The 15,227-nt window shown below is 65.7% G+C and carries 15 protein-coding genes and 1 tRNA gene; 12 read left to right on the top strand and 4 right to left on the bottom strand.

Going from position 1 to position 15,227, the window contains the following annotated elements; translation table 11 throughout:
• The first annotated feature begins 7 nt into the window (after positions 1-7).
• Together VGP60_RS37735 and VGP60_RS37730 are read left to right on the top strand one after the other, a co-directional pair.
• Positions 8-1,144 carry a sensor histidine kinase gene (locus VGP60_RS37735; protein ID WP_327553007.1) on the top strand — a complete coding sequence of 379 codons (1,137 nt, stop codon included), beginning with the start codon at positions 8-10 and terminating at the stop codon, positions 1,142-1,144.
• Positions 1,135-1,779 carry a response regulator transcription factor gene (locus tag VGP60_RS37730; RefSeq protein WP_327553006.1) on the top strand — a complete coding sequence of 215 codons (645 nt, stop codon included), beginning with the start codon at positions 1,135-1,137 and terminating at the stop codon, positions 1,777-1,779. Before VGP60_RS37735 ends, VGP60_RS37730 begins: the two co-directional genes overlap by 10 nt.
• Positions 1,780-1,913: 134 nt before the next feature.
• Here VGP60_RS37730 and VGP60_RS37725 read toward each other — a convergent pair.
• Positions 1,914-1,995 (bottom strand) — tRNA-Tyr (locus tag VGP60_RS37725).
• A gap of 112 nt (positions 1,996-2,107) precedes the next feature.
• Here VGP60_RS37725 and VGP60_RS37720 point away from each other — a divergent pair.
• Positions 2,108-2,599 (top strand): YajQ family cyclic di-GMP-binding protein, encoded by a 492-nt coding sequence (locus tag VGP60_RS37720; RefSeq protein ID WP_327553005.1) that lies wholly within the window; start codon positions 2,108-2,110, stop codon positions 2,597-2,599.
• A 168-nt stretch (positions 2,600-2,767) separates the two neighbouring features.
• Positions 2,768-3,922 (top strand): sialidase family protein, encoded by a 1,155-nt coding sequence (locus VGP60_RS37715; protein WP_327553004.1) that lies wholly within the window; start codon positions 2,768-2,770, stop codon positions 3,920-3,922.
• On the opposite strand, the gene VGP60_RS37710 is transcribed toward VGP60_RS37715, so the two are convergent.
• The 3 genes from VGP60_RS37710 to htpX all read right to left on the bottom strand — a co-directional run bounded on the left by VGP60_RS37710 (position 3,919) and on the right by htpX (position 6,316).
• Entirely contained in the window at positions 3,919-4,509 is a 591-nt protein-coding gene (locus tag VGP60_RS37710) for a TetR/AcrR family transcriptional regulator (protein WP_327553003.1), read from the bottom strand. The genes VGP60_RS37715 and VGP60_RS37710 overlap by 4 nt on opposite strands.
• 6 nt (positions 4,510-4,515) lie before the next feature.
• Positions 4,516-5,376 (bottom strand): alpha/beta fold hydrolase, encoded by an 861-nt coding sequence (locus tag VGP60_RS37705; RefSeq protein ID WP_414640466.1) that lies wholly within the window; start codon positions 5,374-5,376, stop codon positions 4,516-4,518.
• A gap of 91 nt (positions 5,377-5,467) precedes the next feature.
• Positions 5,468-6,316, bottom strand: coding sequence for a zinc metalloprotease HtpX (gene htpX, locus VGP60_RS37700; RefSeq protein ID WP_327553002.1), 849 nt, complete (start codon positions 6,314-6,316; stop codon positions 5,468-5,470).
• A 161-nt stretch (positions 6,317-6,477) separates the two neighbouring features.
• Here htpX and VGP60_RS37695 point away from each other — a divergent pair, with 161 nt between their 5' ends.
• From VGP60_RS37695 to VGP60_RS37660, 8 genes are all read left to right on the top strand, one after another.
• Positions 6,478-7,464 (top strand): YncE family protein, encoded by a 987-nt coding sequence (locus VGP60_RS37695; protein WP_327553001.1) that lies wholly within the window; start codon positions 6,478-6,480, stop codon positions 7,462-7,464.
• Between the two features lie 40 nt (positions 7,465-7,504).
• Positions 7,505-8,377, top strand: a complete 873-nt coding sequence (locus VGP60_RS37690; protein ID WP_327553000.1) for an LLM class F420-dependent oxidoreductase — start codon at positions 7,505-7,507, stop codon at positions 8,375-8,377.
• A gap of 17 nt (positions 8,378-8,394) precedes the next feature.
• Positions 8,395-9,579, top strand: coding sequence for a BtrH N-terminal domain-containing protein (locus tag VGP60_RS37685; protein WP_327552999.1), 1,185 nt, complete (start codon positions 8,395-8,397; stop codon positions 9,577-9,579).
• A gap of 170 nt (positions 9,580-9,749) precedes the next feature.
• On the top strand, positions 9,750-10,826 hold the full coding sequence (locus VGP60_RS37680; RefSeq protein WP_327552998.1) for a Gfo/Idh/MocA family oxidoreductase: 1,077 nt from the start codon (positions 9,750-9,752) through the stop codon (positions 10,824-10,826).
• On the top strand, positions 10,823-11,440 hold the full coding sequence (rfbC, locus tag VGP60_RS37675) for a dTDP-4-dehydrorhamnose 3,5-epimerase (protein ID WP_327552997.1): 618 nt from the start codon (positions 10,823-10,825) through the stop codon (positions 11,438-11,440). The genes VGP60_RS37680 and rfbC overlap by 4 nt, the downstream gene beginning before the upstream one ends.
• The gene (locus VGP60_RS37670; protein ID WP_327552996.1) at positions 11,437-12,408 is read left to right on the top strand and encodes an SDR family NAD(P)-dependent oxidoreductase; all 972 of its coding nucleotides are present in this window, start codon (positions 11,437-11,439) and stop codon (positions 12,406-12,408) included. Before rfbC ends, VGP60_RS37670 begins: the two co-directional genes overlap by 4 nt.
• Positions 12,405-13,517 carry a DegT/DnrJ/EryC1/StrS family aminotransferase gene (locus VGP60_RS37665; RefSeq protein WP_327552995.1) on the top strand — a complete coding sequence of 371 codons (1,113 nt, stop codon included), beginning with the start codon at positions 12,405-12,407 and terminating at the stop codon, positions 13,515-13,517. Before VGP60_RS37670 ends, VGP60_RS37665 begins: the two co-directional genes overlap by 4 nt.
• A 384-nt stretch (positions 13,518-13,901) precedes the next feature.
• Positions 13,902-15,227, top strand: a 1,326-nt coding sequence (locus tag VGP60_RS37660; RefSeq protein ID WP_327552994.1) for a N,N-dimethylformamidase beta subunit family domain-containing protein, incomplete at its 3' end; no start/stop codon positions are given.

Below are 15,227 nucleotides of genomic sequence, written 5' to 3'. Positions count from 1 at the left end.
TGGTGTTATGCCCGAGACGATGATCCGTTGGCTGCGCGAGACCGCCGGACTCGCGCTGGGCGCCGCCACCGCTTTCGCCGAACTCGCGTACGTCCTGCTCGGCGGCCTGGCCCTGCTCGTCCCGGCCGCGCGGCCCCGGGTCTTCGCCGGTGCGCTCACGCTGTCGGAGCTGGAACGCCGACGCCTGGAGCGCTGGCTGAGCAGCGGAAACGCCACCGATTACACCGGCAGGCGCGCGTTCGACTACCTGACCGTGCGCTGTGTCGTCGGGCTGCTCGGCGCCGGGATCCTGCTGCTCATCGGCTACGGCGCGGTGACGGGCGTGATCATCGGTGTCCAGGTCGCTTCGGGACAGCCCGCGGGTGGCGGTGGCGAACCGATGGAGTGGTACGACCCGATCGGCATCGCCCTGTTCGGCGTGCTGCTCGTTTTCCTTTGCCTGCAAGGCTTGTCCAGCGTCGCGACGCTGGATCGCAAACTGGCGCAGCGCTTTTTGGGCCCCAGCCCACAGGAATTGTTGCGGCGCAGGGTAACCGCCCTGTCGGTGAGCCGCGCGGAAATGGTCGAAGCCGTCAACGACGAACGCCGCCGCATCGAACGCGACCTGCACGACGGTGTCCAGCAACGCCTGGTGGCCCTCGGCATGCTGCTCGGCCGCGCGCGGCGCACGAACGACGTCGACCACTCGGCGAACCTGCTCCGGCAAGCGCATGAGGCAGCGCAGGAAGCCCTGCAGGACCTGAGGGAAGTCACCTGGCGGGTCTACCCGATCGCATTGGACGAAGGCGGCCTGCACACCGCGCTGGAAGCCCTCGCCGAACGCTCGAACGTGCCGGTGGTCCTGCGGTACGGCTTGGCTGCCCGGCCCGAGGTGGCGGTCGAAACCGTCGCGTATTTCGTGGCGTCCGAAGCCGTCACGAACACCATCAAGCACGCTCAGGCTTCTTCGCTCACCATCGATGTCGAGCTTGCTTCGGGCTCGGTGGTCATCCGGATCTCCGACGACGGCACCGGCGGCGCTCAGCTTTCGGGCGGTGGCCTGTCCGGCCTCTCCCGGCGGGTCGCGGCCGCGGACGGGGAGTTCACTGTGGACAGTCCACCCGGCGGCCCGACGACGGTCACGGCGGTGCTCCCGTGCGCGTGATCCTCGCCGAAGACTCGACACTCCTGCGCGAAGGCCTCGTCCGGCTGCTCGCCGAAGAAGGTCACGACGTCGTCGCCGCTGTCGGAGACGGCAGCGCGCTGCTCTCGACAACCGCCGCCTACCAGCCCGACGTCGTCGTCACAGACGTCCGGATGCCGCCGACACACACCGACGAAGGCCTGCGGGCGGCGCTGGAAATCCGGCGGAAGTGGCCGCGGATCGGGGTGCTGGTGCTCTCGCAGTACGTGGAGAAGCGGTACGCGACCGAACTGATCACCGGGGACGCCGGGCACGTGGGCTACCTGCTGAAGGACCGGGTCGTGCAGGTCGGTGAGTTCCTCGACGCACTGAACCGGGTCGCGGCGGGCGGGGCGGCTTTTGATCCCGAGGTGGTGCGGCGGCTGCTGGCACGGACTTCGCACGCGGACCCGCTGTCGCGGCTGACCGGGCGGGAGCGGGAGGTGCTGGAGAAGATGGCGGAGGGTCACACAAACGCCGGGATCGCCGGGCTGCTGCATGTGTCGTCGAGTGCGGTGGAGAAGCACGTGAACGCGATCTTCGACAAGCTGGAACTGGCCGGGGTCGCCGGCTACAGCAAACGAGTGCTCGCCGTCCTCCGCTACCTGGGATCCTGACGCCGACGGTTTTCGCGGCCGCTGACGCCCAGGGCTGGTCGACGAAAACGCCCTGCTGGTCTGCGGCGATTGTGCGGTGACGAAAAACGCCCCGCTGGTCTGCGAGTGCAGGTCAGCGGGGCGTTTACGTGGTGTGGCGAGTGAGGGATTCGAACCCCCGTAGGCTAAGCCGTCTGGTTTACAGCCAGATCCCTTTGGCCGCTCGGGCAACTCGCCAAGACCGGGCGAACCGGCCGACTGAAAGACTACCTAACGCCGCGGGGGGCCGGTCAACAGGGTTAGGGTTGAGGCCCCAACCGGCGAGTATGAGTACGAGGTGTGACGTAACGTGGCCGATCCGTCTTTCGACGTGGTGAGCAAGGTCGACCGCCAGGAGGTGGACAACGCGCTGAACCAGGCTTCCAAGGAGCTGGGCACCAGGTTCGACTTCCGCGGGACCGGGACCAAGATCGACTGGTCCGGCGAGGAAGGCATCCTCATCGAGTCGGAGACCGAGGAGCGGGCGCTGGCGGCGGTGGAGGTGTTCAAGGAGAAGCTGATCAAGCGCAGCATCTCCTTGAAGGCGTTCGAGGCCGACGAGCCCGCGCTGTCGGGGAAGATCTACAAGCTCACGGGCAAGATCGTGCAGGGCATCACGTCCGAGAAGGCCAAGCAGATCGCGAAGTGCGTCCGCGATGAGGGACCCAAGGGTGTGCAGGCACAGATCCAGGGCGACCAGCTGCGGGTTTCGGCGAAGAAGAAAGACCACCTGCAGGACGTCATCGCGTTGCTGCGGGGGCACGACTTCGAGATCGCGCTTCAGTTCACGAACTATCGCTGAGGCGGCATCGAAGCCGCGCCGTCCTGCATAAGTACTGCGCACGAACCCGCGTCGCGAGTTCATCCGACGGACAACTCAGTCACTCGATCGATTGTAATCGCGCCCAACTGCTCTGTTGGCTCGTTCGCCTCGTGGTGTGATCGCCCGATCACCACGAGGAAGGTCCGTATGCGTCGTCTCGGCAAAAGGCTTGTGCTCGTCTTGTCGCTGGCGCTGACCGCGGCTCTGCTCGTCCCGGTATCCGCGCAGGGTGCCGAGCGGCAGCGGTTGATGCCCGGGTTCGCCGCGTATCCCCGGCTCATCCGGCTCGAGCACACGCCGGGAGCGCGGGGGCGGATCCTGGCGGCGGTGACGTCGGCGGACGGGAGCGGGAAGATCGCGCCGGTGCTGGAAAGCACGGACGAGGGCGCGAGTTTCCGCCAGATCAGTGTGATCCGTGATCCCGAGGGCGCGGGCGGGCTGTGCTGCGGCACGCTGTACGAGTTGCCGCAGCGCGTCGGCCGGTTGCGGGCGGGGACGTTGCTGTGGGCGGCTAGTTACCGGACGGACGCGGGCAGCAGCCGCCGCGTCGGGATCCGGGTGTGGGCCAGCAAGGACGCCGGGCACAGCTGGAGTTTCCTCGCCGAGCCCGCCAGGTCGCACAACCACGACGGTCTCTACGAGCCGGAGTTCAACGTCGACGCGGGCGGCACGCTCTGGATGCATTACGCCGACGAGAGCGAAGCGCCGCAGTACAGCCAGGTCATGAACCGGGTGGCGTCGGCGGACGGGATCACCTGGGGCGCCAAGCAGTCGACGCTGGCGATGTCGCCGTCGCGGGTGCGGCCCGGGATGCCGATCGTCCGCAAACTGCCCGACGGCCGCTACTACCTCGCGTACGAGATCTGCAATTACGCCGAGCGCTACTGCGACCCGTACTTCAAGATCTCCCCTGACGGCGCGAACTGGGGCGACCCGAGCCAGCCCGGCACCAGGGCGCAGGGGCCGAATGGCGCGCATTTCGAGCACGCACAGACAATCGCGTTGTTTCCCGGCGGCGCCAACGGGACACGGATCCTGATGGTCGGGCAGATCTACACCACCGCCACCGGCGACCCGCTGCCGCAGAACGGGCAGGTGCTGCTCGCGAACGACAACTTCGGCTCCGGCGACTGGTACGAGCTGCCCGCGCCGGTACACATCAGTGGTGTCTTCAACAACTACTGCCCGAACTACAGCTCTTCGCTGCTGCCCGTGGACGACGGCAAGAACGTGCTGGAGATCGCCACCGAGTACACCAACGGCGTCTGCACGGCGTACTTCGGGAAGGGCCCGGCGTCCTAGCCTGCCAGCAGCCCGGCCAGCCAAGTCCCAAGCGCCTGCTCGCAGTTCGCCCGCGCCGCCGCGGGGTCTTCGGCGTTCGCGATCAGCAGCGCGGCCTCGATGACGGCGCTCAGCACCAGCTGCGCGAGCACCTCGACCGGTTGCGGCGTCAGCACTCCCTCGTCGACGGCCTGGTTCAGTGACCGGACGATGAGGCCAAGACCGTAGCGGGCGTCGAGCTCGCGCCAGGTCGCCCAGCCGAGCACGGCGGGGGCGTCGGTCAGCGAGATCCGCCGGACTTCCGGGCGTCCGCACGCGTCCAGGAACGCGCCGAGCGCCAGCAGCAGACTTGTCGCGGTGTCGGGCGCGCCCGCCATCGCGGCTTCGACCTCTTGCGTGAGTTCACGCTCGACCTGCTCGAACACCGCGCGGAAAAGACCCTGTTTGTCGCCGTAGTGGTGGTAGAGCGCACCTCGGGTGACGCCGGCCGCGCGCACGATCTCGTCGGCGGGGACGGCCGCGTAACCCCGCGTGGAGAACAGTTCGCGTGCCGCGGCCATCAATCTGGACTTCGTGGTGGCCGAACGGTCTTCCTGGGTGCGTCGCATCGCCCCCTAATCTGCCACGCCGCCCGCGAACCCGATGATGTGCTTCACCAACTCGGCAGGCTGGTCTTCCGGGACGAACGTGTACGAGTCGTGGATCTCGACCACCGTCGCGCGGGGCAGCACGTCGGCGAGCCGGTGGGCCAGCGAAATCCGGAACAGCCTGTCCTCGGGAGCCCACGCCAGCAGGACGGGCTTGTCGAAGTCACGCAGCCCGCGCGCCGCTGTCAGCGTGTGCCGCTTGTGCACGCCGACGAGGAACTTGCGCAGGTCACGGCGGATTTCAGCACTCCGCCACGCCGGGTCCAGATAGGACGCCACGACTTCGGGAGCGATCGGGCGTTTGCTCAGCAGGCCGAAGGTGATCGGCAGCCGGTGCGTGATCCGCGGCCGCATCGCGGCGGCCAGCAGCCGCATCGCGCCCGGTATCCGCGCCAGCGTGGGCAGGTAGGCGAACATCGGCGGGAAGAAGCACTCGAAGCAGTCGGACGGCGTGAGCACGACCCGCGCGACGCGCTCGGGACGCGACGCCATCACGATCTGCGTCAGCGCGCCGCCGGTGTCGTTCGCGACGAGCGTGACGTCACGCAGGTCCAGCTTTTCGAGGAAGTCGGCGATCAGTTTCGCCTGCCCTGGCGGGGTGAGGTCGGCGTCCGGGGCCATCGGCGTCGAGTGCGAGCCGAGCGGCCAATCCGGGGCGAGACAACGAAAGCCCGCGTCGGCGACGTCCGGGACGACCGATCGCCACAGCTCGGCGTTGACCAAGAGCCCGTGCACGAACACCACCGGTTCGCCCGTGCCGCGCTCGAAGTAGCGCACCTCCCCCTGCGGTAGCCGGACCCGTTTCTCCTGTCCCAAAGCCATGCCCATCACGCCCTCCTCCAGTCCCTTCCAAAGTTACATACATACGGTGTGTATGTAAACTCCCGAATATGTCGACATCTTCTGGAGTTCTGGGGACTTAGCGGCGCGCCATTTCTTCGAGGCGGCGGATGCGATCGGCCATCGGCGGGTGCGTGGCGAACATCTTCGACAGGTTCTCGCCCGGCCGGAACGGGTTGGCGATCATCAGGTGCGCCTGCGAAACCAGCTGCGGCTCCGGCGCGAGCGGCGCCGCACGAGTACCCGCGTCGAGCTTGCGCAACGCCGACGCGAGGCCGAGCGGGTCCCCGGTGAGTTCCGCCCCGGAGGCGTCGGCCTGATATTCACGCGATCGGCTGACAGCCAACTTCACCACACCGGCCGCGATCGGGCCGATGAGCACCACCAGCAACGCGACCAGGGGGTTCCCGCCCTCGCGGTTGTTGCCGCCGAACAGGCCCGCGATCATCGCGACCACGCCGATCGCGCTGGCCAGCGCCCCCGCCACACACGAAATCAAAATGTCCCGGTTGTACACATGGGACAGCTCGTGGCCGAGCACCGCGCGCAGCTCACGCTCGTCCAGGATGCCGAGGATCCCGACGGTGCAGCACACCGCGGCGTGACGAGGGCTGCGCCCGGTGGCGAAGGCGTTCGGGGCCTGGGTCGGGCTGACGTAGAGCCGCGGCATGGGCTGACGGGCCGTCGTCGCCAGTTCTCGCACGATCCGGTACATCGCGGGCTGCTCGGCCACCGACACCGGACGCGCGTGCATCGCCCGCAGCGCGAGCTTGTCGGAGTTGAAGTAGGCATACGCGTTGACACCGAGCGCGACCACCAGCCCGACGACCAGCGCACCGCGCCCGAAGATCGAACTGATGGCGACGATTGCCGCGCTGAGCAGGCCGAGAAGCAGCACCGTCTTCAGCCCGTTGCGATGCCTGTGCACTTGTCCCGCCCCTCTTCTGTTGGTACCGGCGCTACCTGCGGTTACCCACTGGAAACAACGCGATCGGGGGACGCGGAGTTCCTGCCGGGTCGCGTTGGGACGGTTAGGGTCGAACGGTAGACGACCGGTAGGAGCGAATAACCAACCCTTGACGAGGCCCCATGCGCGTGCCTGGACAGACCCGCCCGAAGTGGGCCGTTCGTGCCCTGATCCCGCTGGCGGCCGCCGTGCTCGGAGCCGGTCTGGCCGCCTCGCCCGCCGTCGCGGCGCCGCAGGTCGTGACCATCGACGTCGGCGGTGAGCCGACCTCGGTGGCGGTGAATTCCGTCACCGCCACCGCCTACGTGGCCGACGGCGCCACGGGCACCGTGTCGGTGATCGACTCCCGCAGCGGTGAGATCACCGCGCTCGTCGTGGTGGGCGGGGTCCCCAGCGACATCGCCGTCGACGAGGTGACCAACCGGATCTACGTGGCCAATCCCGACGGCGGCACGGTGGCCGTCGTCGACGGGTCCAGCAACCTGGTGATCAACGTGATCAGCGCCGGGCCAGGCGCGTCAGTGCTCGACGTCGACCCGGCCGTGAACCGCATCTACGTCGGCAGCCGGTCCACCGGCGAGGTCGCCGTGCTCGACGGGATCAGCTCCACCTTGATCGCGCTGGTCCAGAGCAACGCCCGGAATTTGTCGGGCGTCACCGTCGACTCGGGCCGGAAGCTGGCGTACTTCAGCAGTGTGGAAACGAACACCGTGGAGTTCTTCGACACCGCCGCGATGAAGTTCACCGGGAGCACGGGCGTGGGCCGCAACCCCGCGGGCATCGCGGTCCAGCTCGCCACCGGCACGGTTTACGTCGCCAACTCCGGTATCCACCACATGTCCCTTCTCGACGGACCGGCGAAGGTCGAACGCAAGACGATCCTGCTGCGCAGCGAGGCTTCGTCGGTCGCGGTCCGCGAGGCGACGAACGTCGCCTACACCAACGGCGGGCCGAACGGGCTGGTGAAGATCGACGGGGAGACCGGCACGATTTCGGGCGAACTCCCGCTCGGCATCAACCCCGGCGCGGTGGCCGCCGATCAGCGGGCCAACGACGTCTACGTCACCGATCCGTTACATGGCAAGATTTTCCTCGTACGGAACTTTTAGACTGGGCAGATGGAGTAACTCCGGGTATAGCGTCGAAAATATGAAACTCGGTATCCAGATTCCCTCTTTCACCTGGCCCAACGGACCCGCGAAACTTGGCGCGGAATTGGCCGAAGTCGCGCACGCTTCGGACGAAGCCGGTTTCGAGTACATCGCGGTGATGGACCACTTCTTCCAGATCAGCGCAGTCGGCCCGGTCGAACACGACATGCTCGAGGCGTACACGACGCTCGGCTACCTCGCCGCGCACACCGAACGCGCCAAGCTGCTGACGGTGATCACCGGCGTCCTTTACCGGCACCCCGGCCTGCTGGCCAAGGCGATCACCACGCTCGACGTGCTTTCGGGCGGCCGCGCGATCCTCGGTGTCGGGGCCGGCTGGAACGAGGAGGAGTCCCGCGGGCTCGGCTTCCCGTTCCCCAGCACGGCCGAGCGGTTCGAACTGCTCGAAGACGCGCTGCAGTACGTGCTGAAGATGTGGTCCGAAGACGACGGTCCCTTCACCGGAAAGCACGTGCGGGCCGAGCGGCTGCTCAACGTTCCGCAGGCGCTGTCCCGGCCGCACCCGCCGATCATGATCGGCGGCGGTGGCGAGAAGAAGACCCTGCGGTTCGTGGCGAAGTACGGCCAGGCGTGCAACCTGTTCAACAGCCCCGAATTGGCGCACAAGCTCGACGTGCTCAAGCAGCACTGCGAGACCGAAGGCCGGGACTACAGCGAGATCACGAAGACGGTGTACCACGGCATCGACATCGGCACGGACGGCGAGAAGACCGGCGAACTGCTCGACGAGCTACGCCGGCTTTCGGGACTCGGCGTCGACGCGGCGATCGGCTACGTGCCCGGAGTGCCGGACACCAAGGTGATCGAGCGCATCGGCAAAGACGTCATCCCGGCAGCCGAGGCGTTCTGATGTGACAGGATGGCGGCATGGACAGCGCGTACCAGCTCCGCGGGGGACAGCAGCCGGACGTCGCCGCCATCACGAATGTCCTTGCGCACCACGAAATCCACGGACCCGGCGACGAGCCGCTGAGCGAAGCGCTGGTGTTCGTGGTCTCGGGTGGCATCGGGGCGGGGTACATCCTCTTCGAGTTCGCGCAGGAGGCCTCCTCGGCACTGGGGCTCGGCTTCCGGTCGCGGTGGCAGTATCCGCAGGCGTGGCTCAAGTCCACTGTGGACAGGCTGGGCCTGAAAGCCGATGTGCACACCAACGGCGGTAAACGCGGTGCGGCGAAACGGCTGACGGCCGAGCTCGCCGACGGGAACCCGGTGATCGTGCAGCCGGATCGCCAGCCGCTCGGATACTGGCACCTGCCGAAGAAGCTCGAGGGCGGTGGCGGGCATTTCGTCGTCGCCTATGCCGAAGAAGACGGCAAGATCTTCGTCGACGATCGCAACCTGGCGCCGCTGACCGTCGACAGGTTGGCCTTCGACGCGGCACGCGCCCGGGTCGGGTCGTACAAGAACCTGCTGGTGTCGATCAAGCCCGGCGAAGTCAAGGATCTCGAGAACGCCGTGCGCGAAGGCCTGGCCGACTGCGCGCGGCGACTCTCCGAGCCCTCGGAGTCGTTTTCGCTGCCCGCTTGGAGCCGCTGGGCGAAACGGCTCACCGACGACCGCAATCCCAAGGGCTGGCCGACGGTGTTCGCCGAGCGCCGCGGCCTGATCGGCGCGCTGCTTTCGGTGTGGGAGAACGCGACCCCGGCTGGGATGACCGGCGGGCATCTGCGTGGCCTCTTCGCGGACGGCCTCGACGAGGCCGCGGCGTTGCTGGAGAAACCGGACCTCGGTGAGCAGGCCACGAATTGGCGCGCCATCGCGGGAAAATGGGACGAGCTCGCCGAAGTCGCGCTGAGCGCGGACACCCCGGAGTTCGGGTGGATCCGCGGGCTCACGGCAACGGTGTCGAAGGGCGTGTGGGGCGGAGACGACGCCCAGGAAGGCGCGGCGGAGGCGGGCAAGGAGCTTTGGCGCCTGCGCGCGCACTACGACTCGGAAGTGCCTTTCACCGACGCTGAGGTCAGTGTGTTGTACACCGACCTCAGCTCACGGCTGCGAGAGATTCACGCCGCCGAGACCGACGCCATCCGGTCGCTTGCAAGCCACGGGTAAGACACCGGAACTTTAGGACGCCGAGGCTCTCCCCGTCATCGTCGCCGCCCACCGCGGTCCGAATTTGCCACAGAGGTCGGGCCGTTCACGGGTGAAATACCCCGGTAACGGCCAGGTCTCGTGTAACAGCCGCGCCGGGAACAGCGAATCAACGGACGTCGCGGCCGTTCGTGCCCGCGGAAACGGGGAGTGACGTGGAACCCATCGGCCTCGCGGTCATTGGTGCCGGCTATTGGGGACCAAACCTGGTTCGCAATGCGCAGGCGACTCCAGGACTGCGCCTTGAATATCTTTGCGATCTGGACGCGGAACGCGCGCATCACGTTCTCGGTGGCTATTCGACCGTGCGAGTGTCCAGCTCGCTCGACGAAGTGCTCGCCGACCCGGCGGTGCAAGCTGTGGCCATCGCCACCCCGGCCGCGACCCACCTGCCCGTGGCGATGGCCGCACTCGAAGCCGGCAAGCACGTGCTGGTGGAAAAGCCACTGGCCGCCACATTTTCCGATGGCCGGAAGCTGGTCGAGGCCGCCGAAAGCCGGGGCCTGACCCTGATGCTCGACCACACCTTCTGCTACACCCCGGCGGTACAGCACCTGCGCGAACTGGTCCGCAGCGGTGAGCTCGGCAGCATCCAGTACCTCGACTCGGTGCGAATCAACCTCGGCCTGGTCCAGCCGGACGTCGACGTCCTTTGGGACCTCGCCCCGCACGACCTGTCGATCTTCGACGCGATCCTCCCCGACGACGTGCGCGTGGTGGAGGTCGCCGCGCATGGATCCGATCCGATCGGTGCCGGTCGGGCTTGCGTGGCACACCTCACTCTGCGACTTTCCGACGGCGTGATGGCCCATGTCCACGTGAACTGGCTGTCCCCCACTAAAATCCGCACGATGGTGATCGGCGGTTCCAGCAAGACCGTGGTCTGGGATGATCTCAATATCGTCCAGCGACTGTCAGTCCACGACCGCGGGGTCGAGCGGACCGACGCGGTCGATCTTGGAGCCGAAGCGCGTAAGCAGGCCATCGTCTCCTATCGCACCGGCGACACCGTCGCACCGGCTTTGCCCGAACGGGAGGCTCTGCGCGCTGTCATGGCAGAGTTCTCGGCATCGATCTCGGAAAAGCGGGCCCCACTCACCGACGGCCGATCCGGACTTCGCGTGCTCGCCACGCTCGAAGCCGCATCGGAAAGCCTCGCCAACGGTGGATCTTTCGTAGCAGTGCAAGCACAGGAGGCGGTGGCGTGACCGCCGTTCTCGAGACCAGCGAAACCAGCAAGGATGTCGGCATGGACATGACGGTGAAGCCGACGGAGCTTGACGGGATACTGGTGATCCAGCCCGAATGGTTCTCCGACGAGCGTGGGTTCTTCTTCGAGAGTTACAACGCGAGGCGCTGGGAAAAGCACGGCCTCTCGCTGAACTTCGTTCAGGACAACCATTCCCGCTCCAGCAAGGGCGTGCTGCGGGGATTCCACTTCCAGAACTCGGACGCACCGCAGCACCGATTGATTCGCTGTACGGTCGGCTCGGTCTACGACGTCGTCGTAGACATACGCGTCGGATCGCCGACATTCGGCAAGTGGTTTGGCATCGAACTGACCGCTGAAAACCGGACGCAGCTGCTGATGGGACCGGAATTCGCGCACGGGTTCGCTGTACTTTCCGACGTCGCCGAAGTCCAGTACAAGACCACTGGCTTCCATACCGCAGGCACCGAAGGCCTGCTCGCCTGGAACGATCCGGACGTCGGTGTCGAGTGGCCGATCCAAAACCCGGTTCTGTCGGCAAAGGACAGCGCAAACCCGAGTTTGGCCGAGTACCTGAAGAACCCCGCTTTCACCCAGGGAGAAAAAGCGTGAACCTCCGCGACGCACGCGTACTCATCACCGGCGGGGCCGGCCTGATCGGTTCCACGATCGCCGACCAGCTCCTCGACGAGGAAGTCGGCGAGATTGTCGTTCTAGACAATCTCGTGCGAGGCCGGGTCGAGAACCTGGCCGGACCATTGAATGCGGGCAAGATCCGCCTGATCGAGGGCGACATCCGGGATGTCGAAACCGTCGCGGCCGCGATGGACGGGATCGACCTCCTGTTCCACCAGGCTGCGATCCGGATCACCCAGTGCGCGGAAGAGCCGCGGCTGGCACTGGACGTCCTGTCCACCGGCACCTTCAACGTGCTCGAAGCCGCAGTGAACGCAAAGGTCAAGAAGGTCGTTGCGGCGTCATCCGCCTCGGTCTACGGCCTGGCCGAAGAGTTTCCGACCACGGAAAAGCATCATCCATACGCGAACCGCACCCTTTACGGCGCCGCGAAGGTCTTCAATGAGGGCCTGCTCCGCAGTTTTAACGAGATGTACGGCCTCGACTACGTCGCGCTGCGGTACTTCAATGTCTACGGCCCGCGAATGGACGTTTACGGCGTGTACACCGAGGTACTGGTGCGCTGGATGGAACGCATAGCCGCAGGGCAGCCGCCGCTGATCCTCGGCGACGGCAAGCAGACGATGGACTTCATCTATAGCGTGGACATCGCACGGGCGAACATCCTCGCCGCCAAGAGTGACGTGAGCGACGATGTCTTCAACATCGCCTCAGGCGAGGAGACCAGCCTGCTGGGTTTGGCCGACGCGCTCCTCGATGTCATGGGTTCGGATCTGCACCCGGAGCATGGCCCGGAGCGAAAGGTCAACGCCGTCCCGCGGCGGCTCGCGGCCACATCGCGGGCGAAGGACGCCTTCGGCTTCGAGGCTGAAGTTTCGCTGAAGCAGGGGCTCACCGAGCTAGTCGCGTGGACCCAGGCCGAACTGGCAGGAGCGCAGTCTTGATTCCCATCACCCGTCTGTACGTCGGCCAAGAAGAAGCCGACGCCGCCGCCGAGGCCGTCAAGTCCGGTTGGCTGTCGGTCGGTCCTCGCGCCGCCAAGTTCGAAGAACTCGTCGCCGCCAAGGTGGGCGCAGGCTACGGGGTCTCGGTCAACAGCTGCACCACCGCGCTGCACCTGGCGTTGGCGGCACTCGACATCGGCCCCGGTGACGAAGTCATCTGCCCGTCGTTCACCTTCATCGCGACACCGAACTCCATCAGGTATACCGGTGCCACCCCTGTCTTCGCGGACATCGATCCGCTCACCTACAACATCGACCCTGCACACGTCGAAACGCTGATCACCTCACGCACCAGGGCGATCATGCCGGCCAGCCAGATCGGCCTGCCCGCAGATCTCACCGCGCTCCGCAAGATCGCGGCAGCACACGGACTGCATCTCGTCGAAGACGCGGCTCCTGCGTTCGGAGCGACACTCGACGGCGTCCCGCTCGGCGCGATCAGCGACGTGACGTGCTTCAGCTTCGACGCGCGCAAGATCCTCACCACCGGTGAGGGTGGTGTGATCACCACGAACGACGAGGTACTTGCCAAGAGAATGAAGGCACTGCGTGCGAACGCGGCATCAGTGTCCACCTTGACCAGGCACACCACCACGGCAGTGATCCAGGAGAGCTACGACGAAATCGGCTTCAACTACAAGATGACCGACATCCAAGCCGCGGTCGGCATCGTGCAGCTAGGCAAACTCGACCACGTCGTCTCCACCCGCCGGGCACTGGCCGCACGGTACAACGAACTGCTGGCCGGCAACGACGCCGTTACTACACCGTATGAACCAGCGGGCTACGGCCACGTCTACCAGTCCTACTCGATCCGACTGACCCGCCACACCCAGCTGGAGGTCATGACGGCGATGGCGGAACGCGGGGTGGCCACCCGCCGTATCACCGCTTGTCATCTCCAGCCCGCATATTTCGATACGAACGCCCCGGAATTGCCCGAGTCGGCGAAGGCTGCGGAAAACCACCTACTGCTGCCGCATTTCGTGGGGCTGACCGAGCAGGAACAGGACGAGGTCGTCGACGCGTTACACGCCGCGACACATTAAGCACTCAACGGTCATTTCGCGATAAGCACTGTTACCAAAAGCACAGAAAAAACACAGATTTGGCACCGAATTTCCCACTCGGCGCCGAGTCTATTTTTGGCTAACAAGTACAGATTCACCCAAATAGCACTAGCGAAGGATGGTTTCTTTCCTTTGCAATAGACCGAAACCTACCTGTGACCTTAATGGGTAACGTCCGGCGCCCTCGAATCGACGTTCGGAGCAACGGGTGCCGCCGCTTGTAGCAGTGGCCGGTTCATCACCCAGGGTCGCGGACAAAGGTGGAGTATTATGTCGGTCCAGCCGGTGCGGGTATCGCTGCTCTTCGTGAACCGCCTGTCACGGCTCTTCGTGGTCATAGCGATGGTGGCCGCTTCCTTTGTCGTGATCGGCGGCTTCAACCCGCCCGCCGCCTTAGCGGCGCCCTGTGACGCACCGGTGGTGAACAAGGTTGCGTGCGAGAACCTCCAGCCGGGTTCAGACGACTGGAAGGTGCAGTCGAAAGACGAAGCCATCGTCGGTTTCACGACCGACATCAGCACTACGCCAGGCTCGCAGGTCGACTTCAAGATCCGCACCGCGGCCAAGAAGTATCACATTGACATCTACCGGCTCGGTTACTACCAGAATAAAGGCGCCCGCTACATGGGCACCGTGTACCGCACCCAGCCCCAGAACCAGCCCGAGTGCCTCCGCGACGCCGCGACGGCACTGATCGACTGCGGAAACTGGGCAGTATCCGTCAGTTGGACGGTACCCCCGACAGCGGTTTCCGGCGTGTACTACGCAAAACTGCACGACGACGACCTCGCCGCCGGCAACGACCCCAACGATCCCAACGCTTCCGAGAAGTGGATCGAGCACGAGATCGTCTTCATCGTGCGCGACGACGCCAGCAACTCGAAGATCCTGTTCCAGACTTCCGACTCCACCTGGGCGGCCTACAACCGCTATGGCGGCAACAGTCTCTATTTCGGTGACGGCCCCGGCCAAGGAGGCCAGGCGTACAAGGTCAGCTACAACCGGCCGTTCACCGGCGGGGACGGTCCCGAAGACTTCGTCTTCAACGCCGAGTACCCGATGCTCAAATTCATGGAGCGCAATGGGTATGACATGAGTTACACCACTGACGCCGACTCGGCCCGGCGCGGAAATCTGATCAAGAACCACAAGGTGTTCCTGGCCGTCGGACACGACGAGTACTGGTCTTCGGAACAACGCAACAACGTCGAAGCCGCCCGCGACGCCGGGGTACACATGGCGTTCATGACCGGCAACGAAATCTTCTGGAAGACCAAATGGGAACCGAGCACCGCCAGCGGCACGTCCACGGACTGGCGCACGGTCGTCTGCTACAAGGAGACCAAGGGCACCCAGAACGACGGGACGAACACCTGGACCGGCACCTGGCGTGACCCCAGGTACAGTCCGCCGCAGGACGGTGGCAGGCCGGAAAATTCCTTGCTGGGCAACATCTTCACCGTCAACGGACATCGCAATGACTCGCTAGAGGTGCCCTCGGCCTTTGGTAAGACGCGACTGTGGCGAAACACCGCGGTCGCGAACCTGGCGGCCGGAGCCAAGTACACTTTCCAGCCTGGGACCCTCGGTTATGAGTGGAACACCGTGCCGGACAACGGCTTCCAGCCCGCGGGTGTGATGCAGATGTCACAAACGACGGTAGGTCTCGACGGAGCGTATGCCCTGCAC

Source organism: Amycolatopsis sp. (assembly GCF_036008905.1).
Classification (GTDB): Bacteria; Actinomycetota; Actinomycetes; order Mycobacteriales; family Pseudonocardiaceae; genus Amycolatopsis.
The sequence above is the reverse complement of the archived record's forward strand: the minus strand, read 5'-3'. Positions and strand labels throughout refer to the sequence as shown.